Source organism: Pseudomonas piscis, from assembly GCF_009380155.1.
GTDB lineage: Bacteria > Pseudomonadota > Gammaproteobacteria > Pseudomonadales > Pseudomonadaceae > Aquipseudomonas > Aquipseudomonas piscis.
Window position 1 is genome coordinate 134,551 of the sequence record NZ_WHUV01000001.1, and the last position, 25,299, is coordinate 159,849.

A 25,299-nucleotide genomic window follows, 5' to 3' on the forward strand; every position below is an offset into this window, starting at 1 on the left:
ACCTTTTCTGCGGTCGCTGCGCGCCCTTGCGCAGCCTGCGGCAGCCGCTACGAGAAACCGCCAAGGCCGCAGGGATTTCCAATGCGGGCCGGCTGACTTCAAAGTCAATAAAACCGGGGCTTTGGGCAAAAAAGGCCAGGGTGTCGCAGGTGGTCGGTGAGCGTGCGTTGCGAACATTTTTTTGGGTATACTGCGCGGCCTCCAGCCGGTTCGCCTGGCTAGAATTCGTACAACAAGCCACGCCATTCGCGTGGCTTGTTGTTTTTTGACGCGCCTGCGGGCGCCCAGAGAGAAAGAGGCACGACGATGAGTGCACTGGTTGGCGTGATCATGGGCTCCAAGTCCGATTGGTCCACCCTTAGCCACACCGCGGATATGCTGGACAAGCTCGGCATTCCCTACGAGGTGAAGGTGGTTTCTGCACACCGCACCCCGGACCTGCTGTTCCAGTACGCCGAAGAAGCCGAGTCGCGCGGCATCGAGGTGATCATCGCCGGCGCCGGTGGCGCGGCCCACTTGCCGGGCATGTGCGCGGCCAAGACCCACCTGCCGGTGCTGGGCGTGCCGGTGCAGTCCTCGATGCTCTCGGGCGTGGATTCGCTGCTGTCGATCGTGCAGATGCCCGCTGGCATCCCGGTGGCGACCCTGGCCATCGGCAAGGCCGGTGCGATCAACGCCGCCCTGCTCTCGGCGAGCATCCTGGGCGCCAAGCACCCGCAGTTCCATGCGGTGCTGAAAAAATTCCGTGCTGAACAGACAGACAGCGTCCTGGACAATCCAGACCCGCGCGTCGCCTGAGGTCGTTGACGATGAAGATCGGTGTAATCGGTGGCGGCCAGCTGGGCCGCATGTTGGCCCTGGCGGGAACCCCGCTGGGAATGAACTTCGCTTTCCTCGACCCGGCGCCGGATGCCTGCGCAGCCGCCCTGGGCGAACACCTGCGGGCCGATTACGGCGACCAGGACCACCTGCGCCAGCTGGCCGACGAGGTGGACCTGGTGACCTTCGAATTCGAGAGCGTGCCGGCCGAGACCGTGGCCTTCCTGTCGCAATTCGTGCCGGTCTACCCGAGCGCCGAGGCGCTGCGCATCGCCCGTGACCGCTGGTTCGAGAAGAGCATGTTCAAGGACCTGGGGATTCCCACCCCCGAGTTCGCCGACATCCAGTCCCAGGCCGACCTGGACGCCGCAGTGGCGCGCATCGGCCTGCCGGCGGTGCTCAAGACCCGGACCCTGGGCTACGACGGCAAGGGCCAGAAGGTCCTGCGCAGCGCTGCCGATGTCGAGGGCACCTTCGCCGAGCTGGGCAGCGTGCCGTGCCTGCTGGAAGGCTTCGTGCCGTTCACTGGCGAAGTCTCGCTGATCGCCGTGCGTGCCCGTGATGGCGAGACCCGTTTCTACCCACTGGTGCACAACACCCACGACAGCGGCATCCTGCGCCTGTCGGTGGCCAGCAGCGATCACCCGTTGCAGGCGCTGGCCGAGGATTACTCCAGCCGCGTGCTCAAGCAACTGGACTACGTGGGTGTGATGGCGTTCGAGTTCTTCGAGGTGGACGGCGGCCTGAAGGCCAACGAAATCGCCCCGCGGGTGCACAACTCCGGGCACTGGACCACCGAAGGCAGCCAGTGCAGCCAGTTCGAGAACCACCTGCGGGCGGTTGCCGGCCTGCCGCTGGGTTCCACCGCCAAGGTGGGCGAAAGCGCGATGATCAACTTCATCGGCGAAGTACCGCCGGTGGACCAGGTGATCAGCATCGACGACTGCCATCTGCATCACTACGGCAAGGCCTTCAAGGCCGGGCGCAAGGTCGGCCATGCCAACCTGCGCTGCGCCGACCAGGCGACCCTGCAGGCGCAGATCCTCAAGGTCCAGGCGCTGGTCGCCAAGTAACAAATCCACCGGCTGGCGGGAACCTTCGTTTCCCGCCGTTCTCTGATAGCAGGATGCCAAGGCGCTGACTAGGCTTTGGTTTACCCACTCCTACAGAGGAACAGCCATGGGCATTATCGGAACCATTTTCATCGGCTTGATCGTTGGTCTGCTGGCGCGTTTCCTCAAGCCGGGAGACGACAGCATGGGCTGGATCATGACCATCCTGCTGGGTATCGGCGGTTCGCTGGCGGCCACCTACGGCGGCCAGGCGCTGGGTATCTACCAGGCTGGCCAAGGTGCCGGTTTCTTCGGTGCGCTGGTGGGCGCGATCGTGCTCCTGGTGATCTACGGCTTCATCAAGAAGAACTGAGCCGGTGCGTCGGTCCCCCTTCGCCGCTCGTGCGGAGGGGGCGATTTTCTTCATCTGAAACTTCAACGCAGCCCATGGTTTGGGCACTAGAATGCCCGCCTTCTTCCGTCCTTTCTCTTGACCGAGCCCCACCCTCATGCGTCGTCTCTTGTTGACCCTCGTTCTGCTGGGCTGCGGCCTGGCCCAGGCTGCCGAACTGCCGGAAACCGACTGGCTGGAACTGATGCCCAAATCGGACCAGAAAGCCCTGGAGCAGATGCCGGAAATCGATCACAACTCGCCTGAAGCCAACGGCACCTTCACCCAGAAAGGTGGCTTGAAGCAGAGCAAGGGCCTACCGGCAGTGATGTATTCGACCAAGACCGTGGCGGCCATGAACGGCAAGCAGATCCGCATCGGTGGCTACCCGGTGCCATTGGAGGCCGATGCCAAGGGTCACAGCACGCTGTTCTTCCTGGTGCCATACCCGGGGGCCTGCATCCACGTGCCGCCACCGCCGCCCAACCAGCTGGTGCTGGTGCGTTTTCCCAAGGGCGTGAAGCTCGATGATATCTACACCCCGCTGTGGGTGACCGGCACCCTGAAGGTCGAGAAGGTCAGCAACGACCTGGCGGACGCCGCTTACGCCCTGGACGCGGCGAAGGTGCGGGTAGTGCAGGATTCGGATCTGTAGCCGATAGGAACCGTAGCGAGGGAGCAAGCTCCCTCGCTACGCCCTGCCTGAACACCGGGCCCATCAGCGCAATCGTGGATCAGAGCGCGACGCTGTCGATGCTCACGCTCAAGGTATGGCTGGCGCCGGGAGCCAGGGTCACGATGTCATCCATCACGTTGGCGGTCTCGATGCACAGCATGCGCTGCCAGCCATCGTCGGCCATGTCACTGAACTGCGCGGCGCGACCGATCCATGGGTTCCAGATCACTGCGGTGCGCGAGCCCTGGCTGGCCAGGCGGATGCGCCGCTGCCACTGCGGGTCGATGATCGCCAACTGCGCCGGCGCACCCAGGTAGATGCGGTCGGTCTCCCCGGCAAAATGCAGGTCGCCGTCCTGGCGCTTGGTCGTCCAGTCTTCCAGGGTCTCGATGTAGTCCAGCCCGTCCACGCCCTCGACATGCACCTGGCGCACGTCGCTGACCGCGAAGTAGCTGTGCAGCGCCTGGCTGATGCTGACGCTTTGATTGCCCAGGTTGTAGCTGCTCAGGCTGATGTGCAGTTGCTGGTCGAGGCGGATGAGCAAGCTGGGTTCCACCTGGTGCGGCCAGCCGGGAAAACCTCCGGCGGGGCAGGGCAGGCGCAAGCGCACCAGCAGGCTGTCGCCTTCGCTCTCGATGCCTTGCAGTTCCCAGTCGGTGGCGCGTACCAGGCCGTGGGCCGGTGCCGCGTCGTCGCCCTGGCGCATGGCCTGCACGCTTTGCGGGTTGCGTGGCAGGTTGCCGAACCACGGCCAGCACACCGGAACGCCGGCGCGGATGTTCTTGCCGGTCTTGAACTGCGCTTCTTCGTTCAGCCAGATCAGCGGCGGTTGCCCGGCCACCTGGTAGCTGAGGATGTGCGCGCCCTGCTGGGCCACCAGCAGTTCGGCATCGCCGTGGCGGATGCGCCAGCAGTTCAGTTGGTCCAGTTGTACTGTTTCAACGTGGGGCGTAGGCATGGTGGTTCTCGTTCAGAAGGCTTGGGCTGCCATGGACTTCCAGGCAGCCTGCGGGTTCAACGTGCCCTGGGCGGGACCGAGCGGGTACGACCGCTGCCGTCGATGGCGACGAACACGAATACCGCCTCGGTGACCTTGCGCCACTCGCTGGACAGCGGATCGTCGCTCCACACTTCCACCATCATCTGGATCGAGCTGCGGCCGATCTCCAGGGTCTGGGTGTAGAAGGACAATTGCGCGCCGACGGCCACCGGTACCAGGAACGCCATGCGATCGATGGCCACGGTGGCTACCCGGCCACCGGCGACGCGACTGGCCATGGCGGTGCCCGCCAGGTCCATCTGGGCCACCAGCCAGCCACCGAAAATATCGCCGAAACCGTTGGTTTCACGTGGCAGGGCGGTGATTTGCAGGGCCAGGTCGCCTTGCGGGATTGGATCTTCTTGTTCGAGCTCTATCATGCCGAGGGGCCTCTGACCCGTGACGCTTCATGGGTACTTCAGGTGAATAGCCGTCTTCAGGAAAAACGATTCAGCCCGAACATACTACGTTCGTCACGTTCTTTCGAAGGCGTGCTAGCGGGAAACTCTGCGAAACCGGCTGCTCATGCACAGGAAGAAGCATTGCGCGCCGGGCACTTGGAGTGGGGCATGCACTGGTGTTCCTGTCTGGTCTTGCTGGCGCCGGGCGGTTGCCGACGGTCATGAGTACAACGACGTTTTCGCACAACAACCCTTGCCGGGAGCGGCTTTGCGCGCCGGGCCCTGCGAGTATATCGGTCGATAGACTCCGCGACGACCCGTCTGGTTCGCAATTTTGTGCGTCATTTGTGCGTCGCTGTGTAGGCATTCGAACAATTTGCTATCGTGCCGAACCTGCCAGGCCCCAACCAGAGCTGTTGCGGCTTCCAGAACCAACTAATAAGAGAAGCCCCTTGCCATGACCACTGTGCCCTCCAGCGCCGCGCAAGCAGCGCCTCCCGCTCGTCCCTTGACTCGTAGTGACTACAAGACTCTTTCGCTGTCCGCCCTGGGCGGCGCGCTGGAGTTCTATGACTTCATCATCTTCGTGTTCTTCGCCACCGTGGTGGGCAAGCTGTTCTTCCCGGCGGACATGCCCGAATGGCTGCGCCTGATGCAGACCTTCGGCATCTTCGCCGCGGGCTACCTGGCCCGACCCCTGGGCGGGATCGTCATGGCCCACTTCGGCGACCTGCTGGGGCGCAAGAAGATGTTCACCCTGAGCATCTTCATGATGGCGGTGCCGACCCTGATCATGGGCCTGCTGCCCACCTACGAGCAGATCGGCCTGTGGGCACCGGTGCTGCTGTTGCTGATGCGGGTGATCCAGGGTGCGGCCATCGGTGGTGAAGTGCCCGGGGCCTGGGTGTTCGTTTCCGAGCACGTACCGGCGCGGCACATCGGCTATGCCTGCGGCACCCTGACCTCGGGGCTGACTGCCGGCATCCTCCTGGGTTCACTGGTGGCCACGGCCATCAACAGCATCTATACCCCGGAAGACGTGGCGGCCTATGCCTGGCGCGTGCCGTTCCTGCTGGGCGGGGTGTTCGGCCTGTTCTCGGTGTACCTGCGCCGCCTGCTCCACGAGACCCCGGTATTCGCCGAGCTGCAATTGCGCAAGGCCCTGGCCGAGGAGCTGCCGCTGCGGGCGGTGCTGCGTGACCATCGCGGCGCGATCCTGATCTCCATGCTGCTGACCTGGCTGCTGTCGGCCGGGATCATCGTGGTGATCCTGATGACCCCCACCGTGCTGCAGACGGTCTACAAGTTCTCGGCCATCACCGCCCTCGAGGCCAACAGCCTGGCCATCGTGTTCCTGAGCCTGGGTTGTGTGCTGTTCGGCAGCCTGGCCGACCGTTTCGGCGCCGGGCGGGTATTCGTCTTCGGCAGCCTGCTGTTGCTGGCCTCGTCCTGGGTCTTCTACCACGTGCTGCAGGACAACCCGCACCTGCTGTTCCCGCTCTACGCCCTGACCGGCCTGTGCGTCGGCCTCGTCGGCGCGGTGCCCTACGTGATGGTCCGGGCCTTCCCGGCGGCGGTGCGCTTCAGCGGCCTGTCGTTCTCCTACAACCTGGCCTACGCGATCTTCGGCGGGCTGACGCCGATGGTGGTGACCTGGATGCTCAAGAGCAGCCCCATGGCGCCGGCCTACTACGTAGCGATCATCTGCTGCATCGGCCTGCTTTCGGGGCTGTATCTGTGGAAAAAGGACCGCTGAAACCTGCAGTCGTACCTGCATGAACGGCGCGCTGCGGCGCTTGTGAAAAAAAGGCCGGCTCGCGGGTATCGCGATGCTGGCCTTTCATCTAATTGTCATATTCCGGACATAGAGTGTTCACACGGCCTACAGATACTTGGCCCCGACTTAACACACCCTATCTGCTAGGAGTAAGGCATGAAACTGAAGCGTTTGATGGCGGCAATGACCTTCGTCGCCGCTGGCGTTGCGACTGCCCACGCGGTTGCCGCTGTCGACCCTGCTATCCCGAGCTACACCAAGACCACTGGTGTGTCGGGCAACCTGTCCAGCGTCGGTTCCGATACCCTGGCCAACCTGATGACCCTGTGGGCCGAGCACTACAAGAAAGAATATCCGAACGTAAACATCCAGATTCAGGCCGCTGGCTCCGCCACCGCGCCACCCGCGCTGACCGAGGGCACCTCCAACCTGGGCCCTATGAGCCGCAAGATGAAGGACACCGAGCTGGCCGCCTTCGAACAGAAGTACGGCTACAAGCCAACCGCCATCCCGGTTGCCGTGGACGCCCTGGCCGTATTCGTGCACAAGGACAACCCGATCCAGCACCTGACCATGGAACAGGTCGACGCGATCTTCTCCTCGACCCGCCTGTGCGGTGCCAAGGAAGAAGTGAAGACCTGGGGCGACCTGGGCGTGAAGGGCGACCTGGCCAACAAGCCAGTGCAGCTGTTCGGTCGCAACTCGGTATCCGGCACCTACGGCTACTTCAAGGAAGAAGCCCTGTGCAAAGGCGACTACAAGCCTAACGTCAACGAGCAGCCAGGTTCGGCTTCGGTCGTGCAGTCCATCAGCTCCTCGCTGAACGGCATCGGCTACTCGGGCATCGGCTACAAGACCGCCAGCGTGAAGACCGTGGCCCTGGCCAAGAAAGGCAGCAGCGACTTCATCGAAGACACCGAAGAAAACGCCCTGAACGGCAAGTACCCGCTGTCGCGCTTCCTGTACGTCTACGTCAACAAGGCCCCGAACAAGCCTCTGGCCCCGCTGGAAGCCGAGTTCGTGAAGCTGGTCCTGTCCAAGCAGGGTCAGGAAGTGGTCGTGAAGGACGGTTACATCCCACTGCCAGCCAAAGTCGCCGCCAAGGCCCTGGCTGACCTGGGTCTGAAAGAGGGCGCATAAGCCGCCGCCGAAGGTCCGGCCTGGCCGGACCTTCTTGCAGCAGCCGGCCACTGGGTCAACCGCCCCGGCCGGCTCCTGCCACCTCCATTTTCTGTCCGCTGCCGGCCCAGCCATGCGGCGGATTTGTTGCGTCACTGCATTGTCATCTTTCTGTCATACAGGATCGCTAGGGTGTGCGCATGAATGATCTGGCCAATTCCACCATGACTACGACTTCTCCCCCCAAGCGCATTGACTTCAATACGCCTGAATTGCAACGCAAGCGCCGCATCCGCGCGCTCAAGGATCGCCTGACCCGTTGGTACGTCCTCGTCGGCGGCCTGGCCGTCCTGGCGGCGATTACCCTGATCTTCTTCTTCCTGGCCTATGTCGTCGCCCCGCTGTTCCAGGGCGCCGAGCTGACCTCCAAGGACCCCCTGACGCCTGCCTGGATGCAAGACGCCGGCAAGCCCCTGATGTTCTCCCTGGAAGAGCAGAACCAGGTCGGCATGCGCGTGTCCGACAAGGGTCAGGCGCTGTTCTTCGATATCGATAACGGCGCCGAGCTGCGCAAGGTCGACCTGCCGATCCCGGCGGGCACCAGCGTCACCTCCATCGGCAAGGACCAGCCCGGTATTCCCATGGTGGTGGTCGGCTTGTCCAACGGCCAGGCCCTGGTGTTCCGCCACACCTACAAAGTCAGCTACCCGGATGGCAAGAAGACCATCTCCCCGGCGATCGAATACCCTTACGGCGAAGCCCCGATCACCCTCAACGCAGAAGGCGGCGCGCTGGAGCACGTCAACCTCAACGCCAGCGATACCACGCTGGTGCTGGCCGGTTCCACCGGCTCGCAGCTGCATGTGCTGAAGCTCTCGCGCGAAGAAAACATGATGACCGGCGAGGTCACCAGCGAGCAGAGCGCCATCGACCTGCCGCAGATGACCGAACCGGTCAAGGCCATGTACATCGACCCACGCCAGCAGTGGCTGTACGTGATCAACGGTCGCGCCCAGGCCGACGTCTTCAGCCTGCGGGACAAGAGCCTCAACGGTCGCTACAAGCTGCTGGAAGACGCCAACACCGAAGTCACCGCCAGTGCCCAATTGGTGGGCGGTATCTCGTTGATCATCGGTACTTCCAAAGGTGGCCTGGCCCAGTGGTTCATGGCCCGCGACCCGGACGGCGAGCTGCGCCTGAAGCAGATCCGCACCTTCCAGATGGGTACCGCGCCCATCGTCGAAATCACCGCCGAAGAGCGCCGCAAGGGTTTCGTCGCCCTGGACGCCGCCGGCAAGCTCGGGGTCTTCCACAGCACCGCCCACCGCACCCTGCTGGTGGACCAGGTGGTGGATGGCCAGGGCCTGTTCGGCCTGTCGCCTCGCGCCAACCGGGTGATCGTCGAGGCCGGTGGCAAGCTGCAACCCCTGGTGCTGGACAACCCGCACCCGGAAGTGTCCTGGAGCGCGCTGTGGAGCAAGGTCTGGTACGAGAACTACGACGAGCCCAAGTACGTCTGGCAGTCCACGGCGGCCAACACTGACTTCGAGCCCAAGCTGAGCCTGTCGCCGCTGACCTTCGGCACCTTGAAGGCCGCCTTCTACGCCATGCTGCTGGCGGCCCCGCTGGCCGTGGCCGCGGCGATCTACACCGCCTACTTCATGGCCCCCGGCATGCGCCGCAAGGTCAAGCCGGTGATCGAGCTGATGGAGGCGATGCCGACGGTGATCCTCGGCTTCTTCGCCGGCCTGTTCCTGGCGCCCTATGTCGAAGGCCACCTGCCGGGCATCTTCAGCCTGCTGGTGCTGCTGCCGATCGGCATCCTGGTGGCCGGCTTCACCTGGAGCCGCCTGCCCGAGTCCCTGCGCCTGAAGGTGCCGGACGGCTGGGAGAGCGCGATCCTGATCCCGGTGATCATCCTGGTCGGTTTCCTCTCGCTGTACCTGAGCCCGTTCATGGAGAACTGGTTCTTCGGCGGCGACATGCGCATGTGGATCTCCCACGACTTAGGCATCACCTACGACCAGCGCAACGCCCTGGTGGTGGGCCTGGCCATGGGCTTCGCGGTGATCCCGAACATCTACTCCATCGCCGAAGACGCCGTGTTCAGTGTGCCCCGTGGCCTGACCCTGGGCTCCCTGGCCCTGGGCGCCACCCCATGGCAGACCATGACCCGCGTGGTGATTCTCACCGCCAGCCCGGGCATCTTCTCGGCCCTGATGATCGGCATGGGCCGCGCCGTGGGCGAGACCATGATCGTGCTGATGGCCACCGGCAACACCCCGGTCATGGAAATGAACCTGTTCGAAGGCCTGCGCACCCTGGCGGCCAACGTCGCGGTGGAAATGCCGGAGTCGGAAGTCGGCGGCAGCCACTACCGCGTGCTGTTCCTCTCGGCGCTGGTGCTGCTGTTGTTCACCTTCATCATGAACACCCTCGCCGAGCTGATCCGTCAGCGTCTGCGCAAGAAATACTCGTCGCTTTAAGAAAGGTAGAAGTCTGTGAAACAGAACTCCCTCAAAGACTGGTTCAAGAGCGGCGCCCCCGGCGTCTGGATCAGCGGTGGCGCAGTGTCCATCGCGGTCATCATGACCATCGGCCTGCTGGCAGTGATCGCCGTGCGCGGCCTGGGCCACTTCTGGCCGGCGGACCTGGTGCATGCCAGCTACGACGTGCCTGGCCAGGCCAATCACCTGGTCGTCGGTGAAGTGGTGCAGAAGGAAGAAGTGCCCCGGGCCCGCCTGAAGAGTGCCGGCTTGCCGGTGCCCGACCAGGGCCCCGAGTTCATGACCCGCGAGTTGCTCAAGGTGGGCAACCGCGACCTGAACGGCAGCGACTTCACCTGGATCGTCGGCGAATGGCTGACCAACCAGAGCTACCCCAAGGAACTGATGGCCATCGAGCGCCGTGAGTGGGGCAACTTCTACGGCTACCTGGTCAACGTCAAGGAAAACGGCAAGGTGGTCGCCGAGGGCGAAGCCGCCTGGCCCGAGCTGCAGGCGCGGATCGACCGGGTGAACAAGCTGGCGACCCAGCTCAAGACCCTGGAGAAGTCCGACATCGGTGCGATCAACGCCGGCCTGGAGCGCATCCGCCTGCACGGTCGCAAGCTGGAGCTGGCTGGCAAGCTGGACGCCGCCGCCCAGGCCGACATGGATGCCGAGCGCGCCGAACTCAACGCCCGCTACCAGGACATCGAGGCCCGCCTGAGCGAGCTGCATACCCAGTTCAACCGCGACAGCCTGACCGCCCGCGATGCCAACGGCAAGGAAGTGGAGATCGGCCTGGGCAAGGTGGTGCATGCCTACCAGCCGAACGCCATGGGCACCTTCACCAAGGTTGGCTTCTACTTCAGCAAGGTCTGGGAATTCCTCAGCGACGATCCACGGGAAGCCAACACCGAGGGCGGGATCTTCCCGGCCATCTTCGGCACCGTGATGATGACCCTGATCATGGCCATGATTGTCACGCCGTTCGGCGTGCTGGCGGCGGTCTACCTGCGTGAATACGCCAAGCAGAACGCCCTGACCCGGGTAATCCGCATCGCCGTGAACAACCTGGCGGGCGTACCGGCCATCGTCTACGGCGTGTTCGGCCTGGGCTTCTTCGTCTACGTGCTGGGCGGGTCCCTGGACCGCCTGTTCTTCCCTGAGGCACTGCCGGCGCCGACCTTCGGTACCCCGGGCCTGCTCTGGGCATCCCTGACCCTGGCGCTGCTGGCGGTACCGGTGGTGATCGTGGCCACCGAGGAAGGCCTGGCGCGGATCCCGCGGACCGTGCGCGAAGGCTCCCTGGCCCTGGGCGCGACCAAGGCCGAGACCCTGTGGAAGATCGTCCTGCCCATGGCCAGCCCGGCGATGATGACCGGCATGATCCTCGCCGTGGCCCGTGCCGCCGGCGAAGTGGCGCCGCTGATGCTGGTGGGTGTGGTGAAGCTGGCGCCGTCGCTGCCGGTGGATGGCAACTACCCGTACCTGCACCTGGATCAGAAGATCATGCACCTGGGCTTCCATATCTACGACGTCGGCTTCCAGAGCCCCAACGTCGAGGCCGCGCGGCCGCTGGTGTACGCCACCGCGTTGCTGCTGGTACTGGTGATCGCCGTGCTCAACCTGTCGGCGGTATGGATCCGTAACCACCTGCGCGAGAAGTACAAGGCGCTGGACAGCTAAAGCCATTAGCCACAAGCGGCAAGCTACAAGCCGCTTTTGCTCAAAACTTGCGGCTTGCAGCTAGAAGCTTGCAGCTACGAACGGAGTGAGACCCATGCAACACGAAACCCATACCCACGGCATCAACATGTCCGCCCTGGGTCGCGACAAGCAGAGCCTGAGCCTGGAGCAGGAAACCGTGGCGATCGAAGTGCCCGGCCTGAGCCTGTTCTACGGCGAGAAGCAAGCGCTGTTCGACGTCAGCATGAACATTCCCAAGCAGCGCGTGACCGCCTTCATCGGCCCGTCCGGCTGCGGCAAGTCGACCCTGCTGCGCACCTTCAACCGCATGAACGACCTGGTGGACGGTTGCCGCGTGGAAGGCGCCATCAACCTGTACGGCAACAACATCTACCGCAAGGGCGAGGATGTGGCCGAGCTGCGTCGTCGGGTGGGCATGGTGTTCCAGAAGCCCAACCCGTTCCCCAAGACCATCTACGAGAACGTGGTCTATGGCCTGCGCATCCAGGGCATCAACAAGAAGCGCGTGCTCGACGAAGCGGTGGAGTGGGCGCTCAAGGGCGCGGCCCTGTGGGATGAGGTCAAGGACCGCCTGCACGACTCGGCCCTGGGCCTGTCCGGTGGTCAGCAGCAGCGCCTGGTGATCGCCCGGACCATCGCCGTGGAACCGGAAGTGCTGCTGCTGGACGAACCCTGCTCGGCCCTGGACCCGATCTCGACCCTGAAGGTCGAGGAACTGATCTACGAGCTCAAGTCCAAGTTCACCATCGTCATCGTGACCCACAACATGCAGCAGGCGGCGCGGGTCTCGGACTACACCGCGTTCATGTACATGGGCAAACTGGTGGAATTCGGCGACACCGACACCCTGTTCACCAACCCGGCCAAGAAACAGACCGAAGACTACATCACCGGACGCTATGGCTAGGAGCAGCTACAAGCCGCAAGCTTCAAGCGGCAAGACAGAAGCGGTAGGCGATATCCGGATCAATATTTAACTGCTTGAAGCTTGCGGCTTGAAGCTTGCAACTTTCGCGGAGCGAACCATGATTTCGAAGGAAGGCTTAACCCATCACATCTCTCAGCAGTTCAATGCCGAGCTGGAAGAGGTGCGCAGCCACCTGCTGGCCATGGGCGGGCTGGTGGAGAAACAAGTCAATGACGCCGTCACCGCACTGATCGAGGCCGACTCCGGGCTGGCCCAGCAAGTGCGCGAGATCGACGAGCAGATCAACCAGATGGAGCGCAACATCGACGAGGAGTGCCTGCGCATCCTCGCCCGGCGCCAGCCTGCGGCTTCCGACCTGCGCCTGATCATCAGCATCTCCAAGTCGGTGATCGACCTGGAGCGCATCGGCGACGAAGCCACCAAGATCGCCCGCCGGGCCATCCAGCTGTGCGAGGAGGGCGAGGCCCCGCGTGGCTACGTCGAAGTGCGGCATATCGGCGACCAGGTGCGCAACATGGTGCGTGACGCGCTGGACGCCTTCGCCCGGTTCGACGCCGAACTGGCCCTGTCGGTAGCCCAGTACGACAAGATCATCGACCGCGAGTACAAGACCGCGCTGCGCGAGCTGGCCACCTACATGATGGAAGACCCGCGCTCTATCTCGCGGGTTTTGAGCATCATCTGGGTATTGCGCTCGCTGGAGCGGATCGGCGATCACGCGCGCAACATCTCCGCGCTGGTGATCTACCTGGTGCGTGGCACCGATGTGCGCCACCTGGGCCTCAAGCGCATGAAGGAAGAAGTTGAAGGACCGGCTGGCGATTCGGCTAATGTTCCGGGTGAAGCTGACGATAATTAAGATTGCCCGAGAAGAGCGCCCGGCCTTTTGGCCGGGCGTTTTTGTTTGCGGTCCTTGAATTCGAAAAGCAGCACCCGCGAACGAAAAGTCCCGGCGTGACTGAAGAGTTTTGGCAAAGTGCCATCAGCCAGCGTTATGCTTGCCGGGATTTTTAGAGGGGTGGTCGATGAGTAAGGTAAGTGTGTTGGTGGTGGACGACGCGTCGTTCATTCGTGACCTGGTGAAGAAGTGCCTGCGCAACTACTTCCCCGGCATCAAGATCGAAGACGCGGTCAACGGGAAGAAGGCCCAGGCGATGCTCGCCCGCGAAGCCTTCGACCTGGTCCTGTGCGATTGGGAAATGCCGGAAATGTCCGGCCTGGAACTGCTGACCTGGTGCCGTGGCCAGGAAGCGCTCAAGGCCATGCCGTTCGTCATGGTGACCAGCCGGGGCGACAAGGAAAACGTGGTGCAGGCGATCCAGGCCGGGGTTTCCGGCTATGTCAGCAAGCCCTTCACCAACGAACAGCTGCTGACCAAGGTCAAGCAGGCGCTGAACAAGGTCGGCAAGCTCGACACCCTGATGAACAGCGCTCCGACCAAGATGAACTCCGCCTTTGGCAACGATTCCCTGAGCGCCCTGACCGGCGGCAAGGCCGAGGTGGTCGCCCCGGCTGCCCGGCCAGCCGCTCCGGCAGCCGCTGCAGCCCCGGCTGCGGCGCCATCCCGTGGTCTGCTCAACAGCCCACCGGTCAAGGCACCTGCCGCCGCCGCTGCCGCCAGTGGCGGCCGTGGCCAGGGCCAACTGCGCCTGCCTGGCGGCACCCAGCCTTGCGTGATCAAGGCCCTGAGCATCAAGGAAGCGCTGTTGGTGGTGAAGCGCACCGATAACCTGCCGCAGGTGCTGGACAGCGCAGTATTGGATCTGGAGCAGGGCGAGAACGCCGAAGTGGCCCGGCTCAATGGCTACCTGCATGCGGTAGTGGCGCACGAACCGAAGCCCGACAGCGATTGGCTGCAGCTGACCTTCCGTTTCGTCGACCAGGATGCGCAGAAGCTGGACTACATCTCGCGCCTGATCGCCCGCGGCACCGCGCAGAAGCACTTCGTTCCAGGCGCGGGCTGATCCTCGCCGACCGCTTCGCTGTAGGAACTGCCAAGCCCGCTCCTACAGCGAAGCGCAAATCTGCTGAAAACACTTTTCCACGCCGATTTTCTGCCAGCCACCCAGGCCAGCGGCTGCGTTATTCCCCAATCCCGCCAACAATCCGCACCTTCGGCTGCAACCCCCAGGGCACAGGGGCTTGGCCATTCCTCCCGCCACCTTCCGCCGTACGTCTGATTAACTGTCCTGCACTTGATTTATATCTATTTGGATATAAATTGCCGGAAGCGCTCTACCTGATTCACCCTTTGCAGCCATGCGTTGAAACAACCCCGTGCGGCCAGCCCTGGCAGTCTTGATTAGCCTTGTTCCTGGTCACTGACAGGAGAAGTTCGATGCCCAGGCACAAGGATGTGGTGTTTGTCGGGAGAGCGCTGCGGGATCTCAGGGCATTCCCTGAAGATGCCCGTCGGGCTGCCGGGTTTCAGCTGGATCTGCTGCAGCAGGGCGAACAGCCCTACGATTGCAGGCCGGTGAAAACCATCGGCCCGAGTGTCTTCGAAATCAGGATTCATGAAGATTCAGGGGCGTTTCGGGTGTTTTATGTGGTCAGGCGGCCTGCAGCCATCTATGTGCTGCACGCGGTGCGCAAGACTACCCGCAAGACCGAAGCGCGGGATATCGAGCTGGCTCGTGCCAGATTTCAGCAAGCAGGTTCATGCCATGACTGACCAACAGATCAACCCGCGCTTTGCCAGCGTCTGGGATGCCCTTGAAGCCACCCCCCAGGAGGCCGCCAACATGCGCCTGCGGGCCAAGCTGATGCTGGAGCTGGGCAAGACCGTGCAGGCCTGGGGGCTGTCGCAGAAGGAGGCGGCCAAGCGTCTCAACATCACCCAGCCCAGGCTCAACGATGTGCTTAGCGGCAGGATCAACAAGTTCTCCCTCGATGCGCTGGTCAACCTCTGCGAGGCCGCGCAACTGGGGGTGGAGATCCGCTTCGACGTGGGCGGCATTGGGCCCCTGGCACCCGCCTGATTCATACAAGCTCCATATCAGGCTGCTAGCATGGTTTTTCCCCTGCCAAGAAACTGCTCAATGTTCGTACGCCTGCTGTTCCTCTGCGGCTTGTCCATGGTCGCCAGCTCGCTGGCGGCGATGACGGTCTACAAGTCCGTCGACGCCGACGGCGTGGTGTCCTACAGCGACCGGCCTTCGCCGGGAGCGCAGGCGTTCGTGTTCCGCGATCGCATGGAGGAACACCTGGAGCGCCAGGTGCGGCTGGATATCCAGAAACACAGGGGCGTGGATGCGCTGTACGTGCGCAACGACCTGCATGGGCCGGTGGAGGTGGAGCTGGGGTTCGCCAGCCTGAGCAACGTCAGCGGCGCGCCGGCGCAGCCGATCCGCCGGGTGCTGCCAGCCCGCAGCAGGCAGCGTCTGGCGCTCTTGACGGCGACCCGGGCCGGCCAGCCCTTGAGCTATGTCCCAAGGTTTCGTTACTCCCTGGGCGACCCGGGAGGAGCCGTGCAGGCCTACCGCTACCCCTTGCCCTGGCGGGGCGGGCCGTTTCGCCTGACCCAGGGCGCCAACGGCCAGTACAGCCATTCCAGCCCCAAGAGCCGTTATGCGATGGACATCGCCATGCCGGTGGGTACGCCGATCATCGCGGCCCGAGGTGGGATGGTGGTCAAGACCGAGAACGCCCAGAGCGGTCGGGGCGACAACCCGGCCGGCAACTTCGTCCGGGTGCTGCACGACGACGGCACCATGGGCGTGTACCTGCATCTCAAGCAAGGTTCGGTGAGCGTGCGCGAGGGCCAGCGGGTGGCGGTGGGCAGCCCGCTGGGGCTGTCGGGCAATACCGGCAACAGCAGCGGGCCGCACCTGCACTTCGTGGTGCAGCGCAATACCGGGTTGGGGCTGGTGTCGATTCCCTATCAGTTCGACCAGCCCCTGGGGGATTTACCGAACTTCGCCCTGGGCAATAAATAGGGCGTGAGTGGCCGGCCGGCTCGCACAGGAGCCGACCGGTGCGGGCTCGATCAGTCGAGCATCAGGACCTTGGCCAGGATGATCTTCGGTCCCTTCATCTTCTTGATGATGATGCGCAGGCCTTCGACTTCCAGCACTTCTTCCTCTTCAGGCACCCGTTTCAGGGTCTCGTACACCAGGCCCGCGAGGGTTTCGGCCTCGATATGGTCCAGGTCGATGCCCAGCAGGCGCTCGACTTTGAACAGCGGGGTGTCGCCGCGTACCAGCAGCTTGCCCGGCTGGTAGGCGAGGATGCCGCGCTCGGTCTTGCGGTGTTCGTCCTGGATGTCGCCCACCAGCACTTCCAGCACGTCTTCCATGGTCAGGTAGCCGATCACCTTGCCGTCGGCTTCCTCCACCAGGGCGAAGTGCGAGCCGCCCTTGCGGAACTGCTCCAGCAGCTGGGACAACGGCATGTGCCGGGATACTCGCTCCAGCGGGCGGGTCAGCTCGGCCAGGTTGAACGACGCCGGGATATGGTCCAGCGCCGCCAGCTCCAGCAGCAGGTCCTTGATGTGCAGCAGGCCGACGAACTCGTTGCGCTCGCTGTCGTAGACCGGGTAGCGGCTGAACTTGTGGCGGCGGAACAGCGCCAGGACTTCCTTGAGCGGCGCCGTGGACTCGACGCTGATCAAGTCTTCCCGGGAGTTGGCCCAGTCCACCACTTCCAGCTCGCCCATCTCCACCGCCGAGGCCAGTACCCGCATGCCTTGGTCGCTGGGGTCCTGGCCACGGCTGGAGTGCAGGATCAGCTTGAGCTCTTCACGGCTGTAGTGGTGCTCGTGGTGCGGGCCGGGCTCGCCCTGGCCGGCGATGCGCAGAATGGTGTTGGCGCTGGCGTTGAGCAGGTAGATGGCCGGGTACATCAGCCAGTAGAACAGGTACAGCGGTACCGCCGTCCATAGCGACAGCAGCTCTGGCTTGCGGATCGCCCAGGACTTGGGCGCCAGCTCGCCGACCACGATGTGCAGGTAGGAAATGATGAAGAACGCGGTGAAGAACGATACGCCGCGGATTACTTCCGCAGAGTTGACGCCCACGGCGCCCAGCAGCGGTTCCAGCAGGTGGGCGAAGGCCGGCTCGCCGACCCAGCCCAGGCCCAGGGAGGCCAGGGTGATGCCCAGCTGGCAGGCCGACAGGTAGGCGTCCAGCTGGCTGTGTACGGTGCGCAGGATCTGCCCGCGCCAGCCGTTCTTGTGGGCGATGGCCTCGACCCGGGTCGAGCGCAGCTTGACCATGGCGAACTCGGCGGCCACGAAGAAGCCGTTGAGCAGGACCAGAAGCAGAGCGAAGACAATCATGCCGAAGTCGGCGAACAGAGACGCGAGGGTAAAACCAGGGGAAGGGTCCATGATGGGGTTTTGCGGATTCCATGTATTCGAAAAGAGGGTGACACGGTGCCTGGAGGGCAGGCACAAGCTACGCAATGTAGCGGCTGACAGGGCGGTTGCCTAGGGGGCAGGCCGCTGTCAGCGCTGGTCGGTCAGGCTGGCGATGCGGATTTTCTTCATCTGGGCCGGGGCGAAATGGCAGGTGAAGGTGCTGCCATGGCCCAGCACGCTGCTGATCTCCAGGCGGGCGCGGTGGCGCAGCAGCACATGCTTGACGATGGCCAGGCCCAGGCCGGTGCCACCGGTATTGGAGTTGCGGCTGGAGTCGACTCGGTAGAAGCGTTCGGTCAGGCGCGGCAGGTGCTTGCTGTCGATGCCGATCCCGGAATCCTGCACGCTCAGGTGCGCACCCTGTTCGTCGCCCCACCAGCGGATGCGGATATTGCCTTCGGCCGGGGTGTACTTCACCGCGTTGAACACCAGGTTGGAGAAAGCGCTGCGCAGTTCGGCCTCGCTGCCCTTGAGCAGTACCGAGGCATCGGCTTCCAGGGTGATGTGCTGGTTGCGTTCGCCGGACAACGCCTGGGCATCGCTCTTGATCGATTGCAGCAGCGTGTCGATGGGCACCGGATGGTTGTCCGAGGGGTAGTCGGTGGCCTCCAGCTTGGCCAGCAGCAGCAGGTCGTTGAGCAGGGTCTGCATGCGCCCGCCTTGCTGCTGCATCTGCTGCAGGGCGCGGCTCCAACGCGGGTTCACCTCGTCGACGTTGTCCAGCAGGGTCTCCAGGTAGCCGCAGATCACCGTCAGCGGCGTGCGCAGCTCGTGGGACACGTTGGCGATGAAGTCCTTGCGCATCTGCTCCAGCTGGTGGATGCGGGTGACGTCGCGCACCAGCATCAGGTGCTCGTTGTTGCCGTAGCGGGTGATGTACAGCTGGATGCGCACGCGGTCGTTGGCCGGGGAGGGGATCTCCAGCGGCTCGGCGTAGTTGTCCTGCTCGAAGTATTCCTTGAAGCGTGGATGACGCACCAGGTTGGTCACCGGCTGGCCGCTGTCCTGGGGCGTCTTGAGGCCCAGCAGGGTTTCGGCGGCGCGGTTCCACCATTCCAGGTTGCCGTCGCTGTCGAGCATGATCACCGCATCCTTGAGCGCCGCGGTGGACTCCTGGACGCGGTCGATCACCGCTTGCAGGCGCCCACGGACCCGCTGGTCGCGGCGTTGCAGGTGGTAGATGCTGTCGAACACCTCGCCCCACAGGCCGTAGCCATCGGGTGGCGCTTCGTCGGGCTGGTGCAGGCGCAGCCATTCGTGCAGGCGCAACAGCTGCTTGAGGGTCCAGGCCAGGTAGATCCCCAGGCCGGCGGCCAGGCTCCAGCCGTAGTAGCCGCTGACCAGCCCCACCAGCAGGCAGCCGGTAAGCAACAGCAACATGTGGCGAATCAGGGTGCCATGCCAGTTTTGATTCACAATCGGTCCTTCGGACGGTGAAAAGTTTCAAGCTGCAAGCTGCAAGCTGCAAGTCAAAGCAGACGGCTTCCTACTTGCCGCTTGTAGCTGGCAGCTTGCAACCGCTTTCAACCTTTGGTTGAAAACCGATACCCGGTGCCGCGCACGGTTTGTACCAGATTTTCGTAGGCATCCCCCAGTGCCTTGCGCAGCCGGCGGATATGCACGTCCACGGTGCGCTCCTCGACGTACACATTGCCGCCCCAGACCTGGTCCAGCAGCTGGCCACGGGTATAGGCGCGCTCCTGGTGGGTCATGAAGAACTGCAGCAGGCGGTATTCGGTGGGGCCCATTTCCGCCGGCTTGCCGTCGATGGTCACCCGGTGGCTGATGGGGTCCAGCAGCAAGCCGCCGACTTCGATGGGAGCCTCGCCGTCGGACGGGCCGGCGCGGCGCAGCACGGCCTTGAGCCGGGCCACCAGCTCGCGGGGGGAGAACGGCTTGGTGATGTAGTCGTCGGCGCCGACCTCCAGGCCCTGGATCTTGTTGTCCTCTTCGCCCTTGGCGGTGAGCATGATGATCGGGATGTCGCCGGTCAGCTCGTCACGCTTGAGGCGGCGCGCCAGCTCGATGCCCGAGGTTCCAGGGAGCATCCAGTCCAGCAGGATCAGGTCCGGCTTGCGGTCGACGATGATGGCATGCGCCTGCTGGGAGTTCTCTGCCTCCATGCAGTCATAGCCGGCCATTTCCAACGCAACGGCGATCATCTCGCGAATGGGCGCTTCGTCGTCAACGATCAGAATGCTTCTGCCAACCATGCTTGAACCTCTTGTCATTCAACTGTCTTGCGCCGCATTAGATAACGGAATTATTGCAGTCGTGTGACAGTATTTCAGGTCGCGGGGCGTGGCGCAGCTTCCTCGACTAAGCTTGGGGTCCGATTCCTGACAACCACAAAAGAAGGTTTCCATGACTCTGTTCAAGCAATCCCTGAAAGTCCTGCTGGTGGGCGCCGCCCTGGCCCTGCCGACCCTGGCCCTGGCCGCCGAGCCGGCGATGAGCAAGGACGGCATGCTGGTGGATCACAAGGGCATGACTCTCTACACCTTCGCCAAGGATGCCGATGGCAAGTCCATGTGCAACGACAAGTGCGCCGCCAACTGGCCGCCGCTGATGGCCGAGGCCGGCGACAAGGCCGAAGGCAAGTGGACGGTGATCAAGCGCGACGACGGCAAGATGCAGTGGGCCTATGACGGCAAGCCGCTGTATGGCTTCGTGATGGACAAGAAGGCCGGCGACATGACCGGCGAAGGCAAGATGGACGGCGCCTGGAAGGTCGCCAAGCAGTAACCCCACCTGTGGCGGCTACAGGTCCTGTAGCCGCTGCTGGGCCCGCGAAGCTGCGCAAAAGGCCCGTGGGGCCTTGCCTGGCGGTCCGGTCGAACCCCTGGCGGCCTCTCAAGTGCGCTGTGTCCCTTCAGGCCCAAGTCTGATCGCGGCCCGAGCCTTCGGCAGCGGCTATACGGCCCTAGCGCAGGGCGTAGTCCAGGACCACGCCGATGAAGATCGCCATGCCCGCCCAGTGGTTGTGCAGGAAGGCCTTGAAGCATTTCATCCGGTCGCGATCCCGGGTGTACCAGAATTCCCAGGCGAAGCATGCCGCCGCCACTACCAGGCCCAGGTGGAACCAGCCCCCCAGGTCGAACCGCGCGCCCGCCAGCAGCAGGCAGGCCAGGGACAGGCCCTGCAGGGTAAGGATGATCACCCGGTCGGCCTCGGCGAACAGGATCGCCGTGGATTTCACGCCGATCTTGAGGTCGTCGTCGCGGTCGGTCATGGCGTAGTAGGTGTCGTAGCCCACCGTCCACAGCAGGTTGGCGATGTACAGCAACCACGCCGTCGCCGGCAGTTGGCCGTCCTGGGCGGTGAACGTCATCAGGATGCCCCAGGAGTAAGCCGCCCCCAGCACCACCTGCGGGTAATAGGTGTAGCGCTTCATGAAGGGGTAGCAGGCGGCCAAGGCCAGGGCGCCGAACGACAACCAGACGGTGGTGGCGTTGGTGCACAGCACCAGCAGGAAGGCCGTACCCATGAGCACCGCGAACAACACCAGGGCCTCCTTGGCGCTGACCTTGCCGGTGGCCAGCGGACGCTGGTCGGTGCGCTTGACCTGGCCGTCGACCTTGCGGTCGGCGAAGTCGTTGATCGCGCAACCGCCGGCCCGGGTCAGGACCACGCCGAGGCCGAAGATCAGCACATGGCCCAGGGATGGCGCGCCCTTGGCCGCGATCCACAGGGCGCTCAGGGTCGGCCACAGCAGCAGGTAGATGCCGATGGGCTTGTCCATGCGGGTCAGTTGCAGGAAATCCCAGGTCCGCGGGTGCAGGCGGTTCAGGGACTGGAGCAGGCGCAGGTACATCAGCAAGCCTCCGATTGGGTCTCTATGGCGTGCCACAGCCCGGGCAGGAAGACCTCGGCCACCAACAGGCTAAGAGGCCCGCGATCGAAGCGCGAGCGCCGGCCCCACAGGTCGCTGGCAGCGACCTGGGTGGGCAGCCACGGCTGGGGATAGCGGCAGACTTCGATGGGCTGGCGGGTGAAGGCTTCGTCGCAGAACAGCAACTCGCCCAGGGACCGGCTGCCCAGTTCGTCGATGTTCAGCCCGCCGTCTTCGAGGGCACTGCGGGCGGCCACGCTGCGGGCGAATACCCAGGCCTCGCCATGCCCGCGCAAGTACACCTCGCGGACCCAGCCCTGGCTGTACTCGGGCAGGCCCAGGGCCGCGCACTCGTCGCTGCGCAGGGTTTGCCATTGTTCCACCAGCGGCGTGACGCTGAAGCCATTGTTGGACAGGCGAGTCAGGCGTCGGGTCAGCGATCCTTCGTCGAACAGCCAGTTGGCGACCAGTGCGCCGGGAACAGGGGACAGACGGCTTTGCACCAGCCAGGTCGGGGCCGGCGCGGGGGGCATTGAGTGCGGCACGGTGGTTCGTTATTGGCAGCAAATGAGGCGGCGAGCTTAGCACGGCCACCGGTGGTTTTGATTGACCGGGGACGCCAGGCGGCACGAACGTGCTTGCATCTGCCGGTAGCGACCAGTAAAAAACCCCAGTGCCGGAAGCTGATCAGCGTGGGGACCTTCCAGAGTCGACCCATCGACCGCCCCGCCGGCAAAGCCTGAATGCTCGAGGATATGCATCGATGAAGAAGTGGCAGTGTGTGGTCTGTGGCTTGATCTACAACGAAGCGGAAGGTTGGCCGGACGACGGTATCGCACCGGGCACCCGTTGGGAGGACGTGCCTGAAGACTGGCTCTGCCCGGATTGTGGCGTGAGCAAGACCGACTTCGAAATGATCGAGATCGCTTGATCGACTTTTGCAGACAATGACCAATAACAAGGAGCAGGGAATGAGCGCACCGGTAGTGATCGTAGGGACGGGCCTGGCGGGGTACAACCTGGCCCGGGAATTTCGCAAGCTCGACGGCGACACGCCGCTGCTGCTGATCACCGCCGATGACGGTCGTTCCTACTCCAAGCCGATGCTCTCCACCGGCTTCGGCAAGAACAAGGACGCCGATGGCCTGAGCATGGCCGAGCCCGGCGCCATGGCCGAGCAGCTCAAGGCCGAGGTGCGCACCCATACCCGGATCAGCGGCATCGACCCGGGCCACAAGCGCCTGTGGATCGGCGAGGAAGCGGTGGTCTATCGCGACCTGGTCCTGGCCTGGGGCGCCGAGACCGTGCGGGTGCCGGTGCAGGGCGATGCCGGCGAGCTGATCTTCCCGATCAACGACCTGGAAGACTATGCGCGCTTTCGGGCCGCCGCAGCCGGCAAGCGCCGGGTGCTGCTGCTGGGAGCCGGCCTGATCGGCTGCGAGTTCGCCAACGACCTGATCCTCGGTGGCTACGAGGTGGACCTGGTGGCGCCTTGCGAGCAGATCATGCCGACCCTGTTGCCTGCGGCGGCAGCGGCGGCGGTCCAGGCCGGCCTGGAAAGCCTGGGCGCGCGCTTCCACCTGGGCCCGGTGCTCAACCGCCTGCAACGCAATGCCGACGGCCTGGAGGCCCATCTGTCCGATGGCCAGGTGATCATCTGCGACCTGGTGGTCTCGGCCATCGGCCTGCGTCCGCGCATCGACCTGGCCGCCGCTGCCGGGCTGATGGTCAATCGCGGCGTCGTGGTGGACCGCGAGCTCAAGACGTCCCACTCCAATATCTACGCCCTGGGCGACTGCGCCGAGGTCGATGGCCTGAACCTGCTGTATGTGCTGCCGCTGATGAGCTGCGCCCGGGCCCTGGCGCAGACCCTGGCCGGCAACCCGACTGCGGTCAGCTATGGCCCGATGCCGATCACCGTCAAGACCCCGGTCTGCCCGCTGGTGGTGTCGCCGCCACCACGGGGCATGGAAGGCGTCTGGACCGCCGAAGGGCAGGGCGCCGACGTTCGGGCCCTGTGCCGCGACGCCAGCGGCCAGTTGCTGGGCTATGCCCTGACCGGGGCCGCGGTGATGGAAAAACTGGCCCTGAACAAGGAGCTTCCGGCGCTGCTGGCCTGAATACCGGTCGTTCTGTCGGAATAACCGGGTTTTTGCCTTCACAAAGCTCGCCGGGAGACTGGCGCCACTCTCCAGCGCGTGCCATCCTCACTCCCGTCTGCCGCAGTGTAGAGCCTGCGGCGCCTTGGGCGCTGTTCCCGTGAACAGCACGGACATAACAACAAAAAACCGTCAAAGAGGCTTCACACTATGCGTAAACCAGAACTCGCCGCAGCCATTGCTGAAAAAGCAGACCTGACCAAAGAGCAAGCCAACCGCGTGCTCAACGCCATCCTCGAGGAAATCACCGGGGCCCTGCATCGCAAAGACAGCGTCACCCTGGTCGGTTTTGGCACCTTCCTGCAACGTCATCGTGGCGCCCGTACCGGCAAGAACCCGCAGACCGGCGAGCCGGTGAAGATCAAGGCCAGCAACACCGTGGCATTCAAGCCTGGCAAATCGCTGAAAGACAGCGTCAATCCATAAGCATTGAGTGCTCTCCCGCCAGCGGGGGCGCACAGGGGGAAATAGGCACGCCGAGCGCATCGGGTGCCTATTTTTTTGCCTGCCACAAATCGCAGGCTTGGCTTGCGAAGGCCTGTGGGCGTGGCTAGGATGCCCGCCTGTTTGCGTCGCGACCCAAGGCCAAGGATGACCCGTTCGATCAACAATTCCCCGCTATCGACCGACCTGCTGCGCCGTCTGTTCGTCCCGGCCTGCGTCGCCGGTTTCCTGGCCCTGGGCCTGCCGTCGGCTCTGGCCGGCAGCCAGCCGCGCCTGGAACAGATTGGCTATCGCGAGGCCCTCAGCTGGTTCCACAGCCAGAAGTACGACGACACCGGCTCCTGGATCTGCGGTTACTCCCTGGCTCGCGAAGACTACAGCGTGGCGCCCAAGGCCCCGCGCTTGTTGGTGGAGGTGGCGCAGCGTTTTCTCTACCTCAAGACCGGCGGCCAGTTGCTGGAGCTCACGGGCGCGGTGCAAAGCCCGGAGCGTAGCGAGTACCAGAATCTGGGCGCGGGTATCCGGATCACCCTGGACATTCTCAAGCGCAACAATTTCAGCGAGTACCAGGAGTCCCACGATCGCCAGGTGCTGGCACGCATCGAAATCAACGATCAGGTCCAGACCCTGACCCTCAAGGGGCAATCATGCGGCACCTGAACCTGGCCGGCCTTGGCCTGCTGATCGCTTGCAGCGTTTTTTCCGTCCAGGCCGATGAGTCGGCTCCGGGCCAGGGCTGCTACGGCTACCTCACCGAGATGGTGCGTAGCAGTGATTATCCCTACCGTGACTTCACCACCCCGGACAAGCTCGAGCTGCTGGTCGATCGGGATGATGGCCAGCAGTTGAGCCTGCAGCTGTTCTATGAAACCTCCGGTAGCGGGATCATCGGCTGGGTCCGTTATGACGTGGCGCGACAAGCCTTGTGGAACGTCACCATCGATCCCGAGGAACCTCAAGCCCTGACGTTCGATCGGCGCTTGGCCAAGGCCTATGCATCCTGCCTGGATGCGCGCTGAGCCCTGGCCGTGCATCAGCACGGACGATGCTGTGTTAGTTCAAAGTTGCCGACGGGTTCCTTGATTGTTACCGGGCATTGCTTGAAGATTT

General features: G+C 63.9%; 27 protein-coding genes. 20 read left to right on the forward strand and 7 right to left on the reverse strand.

Annotation, left to right across the window (positions count from 1 at the left end):
• Positions 1-306 precede the first annotated feature (306 nt).
• The 4 genes from purE to GDH07_RS00615 all read left to right on the forward strand — a co-directional run bounded on the left by purE (position 307) and on the right by GDH07_RS00615 (position 2,917).
• Positions 307-798 carry a 5-(carboxyamino)imidazole ribonucleotide mutase gene (gene purE, locus GDH07_RS00600; RefSeq protein WP_022641919.1) on the forward strand — a complete coding sequence of 164 codons (492 nt, stop codon included), beginning with the start codon at positions 307-309 and terminating at the stop codon, positions 796-798.
• Positions 799-809: 11 nt separating this feature from the next.
• A complete protein-coding gene (locus tag GDH07_RS00605; RefSeq protein WP_022641918.1) occupies positions 810-1,892 on the forward strand; it encodes a 5-(carboxyamino)imidazole ribonucleotide synthase in 1,083 nt (360 codons plus the stop codon).
• Positions 1,893-1,998: 106 nt separating this feature from the next.
• Entirely contained in the window at positions 1,999-2,244 is a 246-nt protein-coding gene (locus GDH07_RS00610; RefSeq protein WP_022641917.1) for a GlsB/YeaQ/YmgE family stress response membrane protein, read from the forward strand.
• A 136-nt stretch (positions 2,245-2,380) separates the two neighbouring features.
• Entirely contained in the window at positions 2,381-2,917 is a 537-nt protein-coding gene (locus tag GDH07_RS00615; RefSeq protein ID WP_031320732.1) for a DUF3299 domain-containing protein, read from the forward strand.
• Positions 2,918-2,996: 79 nt separating this feature from the next.
• Here the strand turns inward: GDH07_RS00615 and GDH07_RS00620 are convergent, their stop codons facing one another.
• Together GDH07_RS00620 and GDH07_RS00625 are read right to left on the reverse strand one after the other, a co-directional pair.
• Positions 2,997-3,896, reverse strand: coding sequence for a D-hexose-6-phosphate mutarotase (locus GDH07_RS00620; protein WP_152896479.1), 900 nt, complete (start codon positions 3,894-3,896; stop codon positions 2,997-2,999).
• Positions 3,897-3,952: 56 nt separating this feature from the next.
• Positions 3,953-4,357, reverse strand: coding sequence for an acyl-CoA thioesterase (locus GDH07_RS00625; protein WP_003229628.1), 405 nt, complete (start codon positions 4,355-4,357; stop codon positions 3,953-3,955).
• A gap of 487 nt (positions 4,358-4,844) precedes the next feature.
• Here GDH07_RS00625 and GDH07_RS00630 point away from each other — a divergent pair, with 487 nt between their 5' ends.
• The 10 genes from GDH07_RS00630 (at position 4,845) to GDH07_RS00675 (ending at position 16,333) form a co-directional block, all read left to right on the forward strand.
• Positions 4,845-6,134 carry an MFS transporter gene (locus tag GDH07_RS00630; protein ID WP_343038208.1) on the forward strand — a complete coding sequence of 430 codons (1,290 nt, stop codon included), beginning with the start codon at positions 4,845-4,847 and terminating at the stop codon, positions 6,132-6,134.
• Positions 6,135-6,311: 177 nt separating this feature from the next.
• Positions 6,312-7,295 carry a phosphate ABC transporter substrate-binding protein PstS gene (locus GDH07_RS00635; protein ID WP_022641895.1) on the forward strand — a complete coding sequence of 328 codons (984 nt, stop codon included), beginning with the start codon at positions 6,312-6,314 and terminating at the stop codon, positions 7,293-7,295.
• 179 nt (positions 7,296-7,474) lie between these two features.
• A complete protein-coding gene (locus tag GDH07_RS00640) occupies positions 7,475-9,760 on the forward strand; it encodes an ABC transporter permease subunit (RefSeq protein WP_022641894.1) in 2,286 nt (761 codons plus the stop codon).
• A gap of 15 nt (positions 9,761-9,775) precedes the next feature.
• Complete coding sequence (pstA, locus tag GDH07_RS00645) at positions 9,776-11,446, forward strand: phosphate ABC transporter permease PstA (RefSeq protein WP_022641893.1); 1,671 nt, start codon at positions 9,776-9,778, stop codon at positions 11,444-11,446.
• A gap of 94 nt (positions 11,447-11,540) precedes the next feature.
• Positions 11,541-12,374 (forward strand): phosphate ABC transporter ATP-binding protein PstB, encoded by an 834-nt coding sequence (gene pstB, locus GDH07_RS00650; protein WP_016964959.1) that lies wholly within the window; start codon positions 11,541-11,543, stop codon positions 12,372-12,374.
• A 118-nt stretch (positions 12,375-12,492) separates the two neighbouring features.
• A complete protein-coding gene (phoU, locus tag GDH07_RS00655; protein ID WP_022641892.1) occupies positions 12,493-13,254 on the forward strand; it encodes a phosphate signaling complex protein PhoU in 762 nt (253 codons plus the stop codon).
• Between the two features lie 166 nt (positions 13,255-13,420).
• Positions 13,421-14,359 (forward strand): response regulator, encoded by a 939-nt coding sequence (locus tag GDH07_RS00660; protein WP_152896481.1) that lies wholly within the window; start codon positions 13,421-13,423, stop codon positions 14,357-14,359.
• Between the two features lie 374 nt (positions 14,360-14,733).
• Positions 14,734-15,069, forward strand: coding sequence for a type II toxin-antitoxin system RelE/ParE family toxin (locus GDH07_RS00665; protein ID WP_152896482.1), 336 nt, complete (start codon positions 14,734-14,736; stop codon positions 15,067-15,069).
• The gene (locus tag GDH07_RS00670; protein WP_022641888.1) at positions 15,062-15,376 is read left to right on the forward strand and encodes a helix-turn-helix domain-containing protein; all 315 of its coding nucleotides are present in this window, start codon (positions 15,062-15,064) and stop codon (positions 15,374-15,376) included. Before GDH07_RS00665 ends, GDH07_RS00670 begins: the two co-directional genes overlap by 8 nt.
• Positions 15,377-15,436: 60 nt before the next feature.
• Positions 15,437-16,333, forward strand: a complete 897-nt coding sequence (locus GDH07_RS00675; RefSeq protein WP_152896483.1) for a peptidoglycan DD-metalloendopeptidase family protein — start codon at positions 15,437-15,439, stop codon at positions 16,331-16,333.
• A gap of 50 nt (positions 16,334-16,383) precedes the next feature.
• On the opposite strand, the gene GDH07_RS00680 is transcribed toward GDH07_RS00675, so the two are convergent.
• The 3 genes from GDH07_RS00680 to phoB form a co-directional block, all read right to left on the reverse strand.
• Complete coding sequence (locus GDH07_RS00680; RefSeq protein WP_022641886.1) at positions 16,384-17,724, reverse strand: hemolysin family protein; 1,341 nt, start codon at positions 17,722-17,724, stop codon at positions 16,384-16,386.
• Between the two features lie 117 nt (positions 17,725-17,841).
• Positions 17,842-19,134 (reverse strand): phosphate regulon sensor histidine kinase PhoR, encoded by a 1,293-nt coding sequence (gene phoR, locus GDH07_RS00685; protein ID WP_152897280.1) that lies wholly within the window; start codon positions 19,132-19,134, stop codon positions 17,842-17,844.
• A gap of 143 nt (positions 19,135-19,277) precedes the next feature.
• The gene (gene phoB, locus GDH07_RS00690) at positions 19,278-19,967 is read right to left on the reverse strand and encodes a phosphate regulon transcriptional regulator PhoB (protein WP_022641884.1); all 690 of its coding nucleotides are present in this window, start codon (positions 19,965-19,967) and stop codon (positions 19,278-19,280) included.
• Positions 19,968-20,118: 151 nt separating this feature from the next.
• Between phoB and GDH07_RS00695 the strand changes: the two genes are divergently transcribed.
• Positions 20,119-20,499: a COG4315 family predicted lipoprotein gene (locus GDH07_RS00695; protein WP_085594157.1), complete on the forward strand. Its 381-nt coding sequence runs from the start codon at positions 20,119-20,121 to the stop codon at positions 20,497-20,499.
• Between the two features lie 178 nt (positions 20,500-20,677).
• Here the strand turns inward: GDH07_RS00695 and ubiA are convergent, their stop codons facing one another.
• Positions 20,678-21,568: a 4-hydroxybenzoate octaprenyltransferase gene (gene ubiA, locus GDH07_RS00700; RefSeq protein WP_053133571.1), complete on the reverse strand. Its 891-nt coding sequence runs from the start codon at positions 21,566-21,568 to the stop codon at positions 20,678-20,680.
• Positions 21,568-22,131 (reverse strand): chorismate--pyruvate lyase family protein, encoded by a 564-nt coding sequence (locus tag GDH07_RS00705; protein ID WP_343038057.1) that lies wholly within the window; start codon positions 22,129-22,131, stop codon positions 21,568-21,570. Before GDH07_RS00705 ends, ubiA begins: the two co-directional genes overlap by 1 nt.
• A gap of 218 nt (positions 22,132-22,349) precedes the next feature.
• On the opposite strand from GDH07_RS00705, the gene GDH07_RS00710 reads away from it, so the two are divergent.
• The 5 genes from GDH07_RS00710 to GDH07_RS00730 all read left to right on the forward strand — a co-directional run bounded on the left by GDH07_RS00710 (position 22,350) and on the right by GDH07_RS00730 (position 25,208).
• Positions 22,350-22,517: a rubredoxin gene (locus GDH07_RS00710; protein ID WP_022641880.1), complete on the forward strand. Its 168-nt coding sequence runs from the start codon at positions 22,350-22,352 to the stop codon at positions 22,515-22,517.
• A 40-nt stretch (positions 22,518-22,557) separates the two neighbouring features.
• Positions 22,558-23,706: an FAD-dependent oxidoreductase gene (locus tag GDH07_RS00715; protein WP_022641879.1), complete on the forward strand. Its 1,149-nt coding sequence runs from the start codon at positions 22,558-22,560 to the stop codon at positions 23,704-23,706.
• A 189-nt stretch (positions 23,707-23,895) separates the two neighbouring features.
• Positions 23,896-24,171, forward strand: a complete 276-nt coding sequence (locus GDH07_RS00720) for an HU family DNA-binding protein (protein ID WP_011064269.1) — start codon at positions 23,896-23,898, stop codon at positions 24,169-24,171.
• Between the two features lie 165 nt (positions 24,172-24,336).
• The gene (locus GDH07_RS00725) at positions 24,337-24,849 is read left to right on the forward strand and encodes a hypothetical protein (RefSeq protein ID WP_053133574.1); all 513 of its coding nucleotides are present in this window, start codon (positions 24,337-24,339) and stop codon (positions 24,847-24,849) included.
• The gene (locus tag GDH07_RS00730) at positions 24,837-25,208 is read left to right on the forward strand and encodes a hypothetical protein (RefSeq protein WP_152896484.1); all 372 of its coding nucleotides are present in this window, start codon (positions 24,837-24,839) and stop codon (positions 25,206-25,208) included. The genes GDH07_RS00725 and GDH07_RS00730 overlap by 13 nt, the downstream gene beginning before the upstream one ends.
• Positions 25,209-25,299: the final 91 nt, after the last annotated feature.

Bases quoted from the DNA above. Each gene is read 5' to 3' on its own strand.
- purE (WP_022641919.1), top strand. From the start codon at position 307: ATGAGTGCACTGGTTGGCGTGATCATGGGCTCCAAGTCCGATTGGTCC.
- GDH07_RS00605 (WP_022641918.1), top strand. From the start codon at position 810: ATGAAGATCGGTGTAATCGGTGGCGGCCAGCTGGGCCGCATGTTGGCC.
- GDH07_RS00610 (WP_022641917.1), top strand. From the start codon at position 1,999: ATGGGCATTATCGGAACCATTTTCATCGGCTTGATCGTTGGTCTGCTG.
- GDH07_RS00615 (WP_031320732.1), top strand. From the start codon at position 2,381: ATGCGTCGTCTCTTGTTGACCCTCGTTCTGCTGGGCTGCGGCCTGGCC.
- GDH07_RS00620 (WP_152896479.1), bottom strand. From the start codon at position 3,896: ATGCCTACGCCCCACGTTGAAACAGTACAACTGGACCAACTGAACTGC.
- GDH07_RS00625 (WP_003229628.1), bottom strand. From the start codon at position 4,357: ATGATAGAGCTCGAACAAGAAGATCCAATCCCGCAAGGCGACCTGGCC.
- GDH07_RS00635 (WP_022641895.1), top strand. From the start codon at position 6,312: ATGAAACTGAAGCGTTTGATGGCGGCAATGACCTTCGTCGCCGCTGGC.
- GDH07_RS00640 (WP_022641894.1), top strand. From the start codon at position 7,475: ATGAATGATCTGGCCAATTCCACCATGACTACGACTTCTCCCCCCAAG.
- pstB (WP_016964959.1), top strand. From the start codon at position 11,541: ATGCAACACGAAACCCATACCCACGGCATCAACATGTCCGCCCTGGGT.
- phoU (WP_022641892.1), top strand. From the start codon at position 12,493: ATGATTTCGAAGGAAGGCTTAACCCATCACATCTCTCAGCAGTTCAAT.
- GDH07_RS00660 (WP_152896481.1), top strand. From the start codon at position 13,421: ATGAGTAAGGTAAGTGTGTTGGTGGTGGACGACGCGTCGTTCATTCGT.
- GDH07_RS00665 (WP_152896482.1), top strand. From the start codon at position 14,734: ATGCCCAGGCACAAGGATGTGGTGTTTGTCGGGAGAGCGCTGCGGGAT.
- GDH07_RS00670 (WP_022641888.1), top strand. From the start codon at position 15,062: ATGACTGACCAACAGATCAACCCGCGCTTTGCCAGCGTCTGGGATGCC.
- GDH07_RS00675 (WP_152896483.1), top strand. From the start codon at position 15,437: ATGTTCGTACGCCTGCTGTTCCTCTGCGGCTTGTCCATGGTCGCCAGC.
- GDH07_RS00680 (WP_022641886.1), bottom strand. From the start codon at position 17,724: ATGGACCCTTCCCCTGGTTTTACCCTCGCGTCTCTGTTCGCCGACTTC.
- phoR (WP_152897280.1), bottom strand. From the start codon at position 19,134: ATGTTGCTGTTGCTTACCGGCTGCCTGCTGGTGGGGCTGGTCAGCGGC.
- phoB (WP_022641884.1), bottom strand. From the start codon at position 19,967: ATGGTTGGCAGAAGCATTCTGATCGTTGACGACGAAGCGCCCATTCGC.
- GDH07_RS00695 (WP_085594157.1), top strand. From the start codon at position 20,119: ATGACTCTGTTCAAGCAATCCCTGAAAGTCCTGCTGGTGGGCGCCGCC.
- ubiA (WP_053133571.1), bottom strand. From the start codon at position 21,568: ATGTACCTGCGCCTGCTCCAGTCCCTGAACCGCCTGCACCCGCGGACC.
- GDH07_RS00710 (WP_022641880.1), top strand. From the start codon at position 22,350: ATGAAGAAGTGGCAGTGTGTGGTCTGTGGCTTGATCTACAACGAAGCG.
- GDH07_RS00715 (WP_022641879.1), top strand. From the start codon at position 22,558: ATGAGCGCACCGGTAGTGATCGTAGGGACGGGCCTGGCGGGGTACAAC.
- GDH07_RS00720 (WP_011064269.1), top strand. From the start codon at position 23,896: ATGCGTAAACCAGAACTCGCCGCAGCCATTGCTGAAAAAGCAGACCTG.
- GDH07_RS00725 (WP_053133574.1), top strand. From the start codon at position 24,337: ATGACCCGTTCGATCAACAATTCCCCGCTATCGACCGACCTGCTGCGC.
- GDH07_RS00730 (WP_152896484.1), top strand. From the start codon at position 24,837: ATGCGGCACCTGAACCTGGCCGGCCTTGGCCTGCTGATCGCTTGCAGC.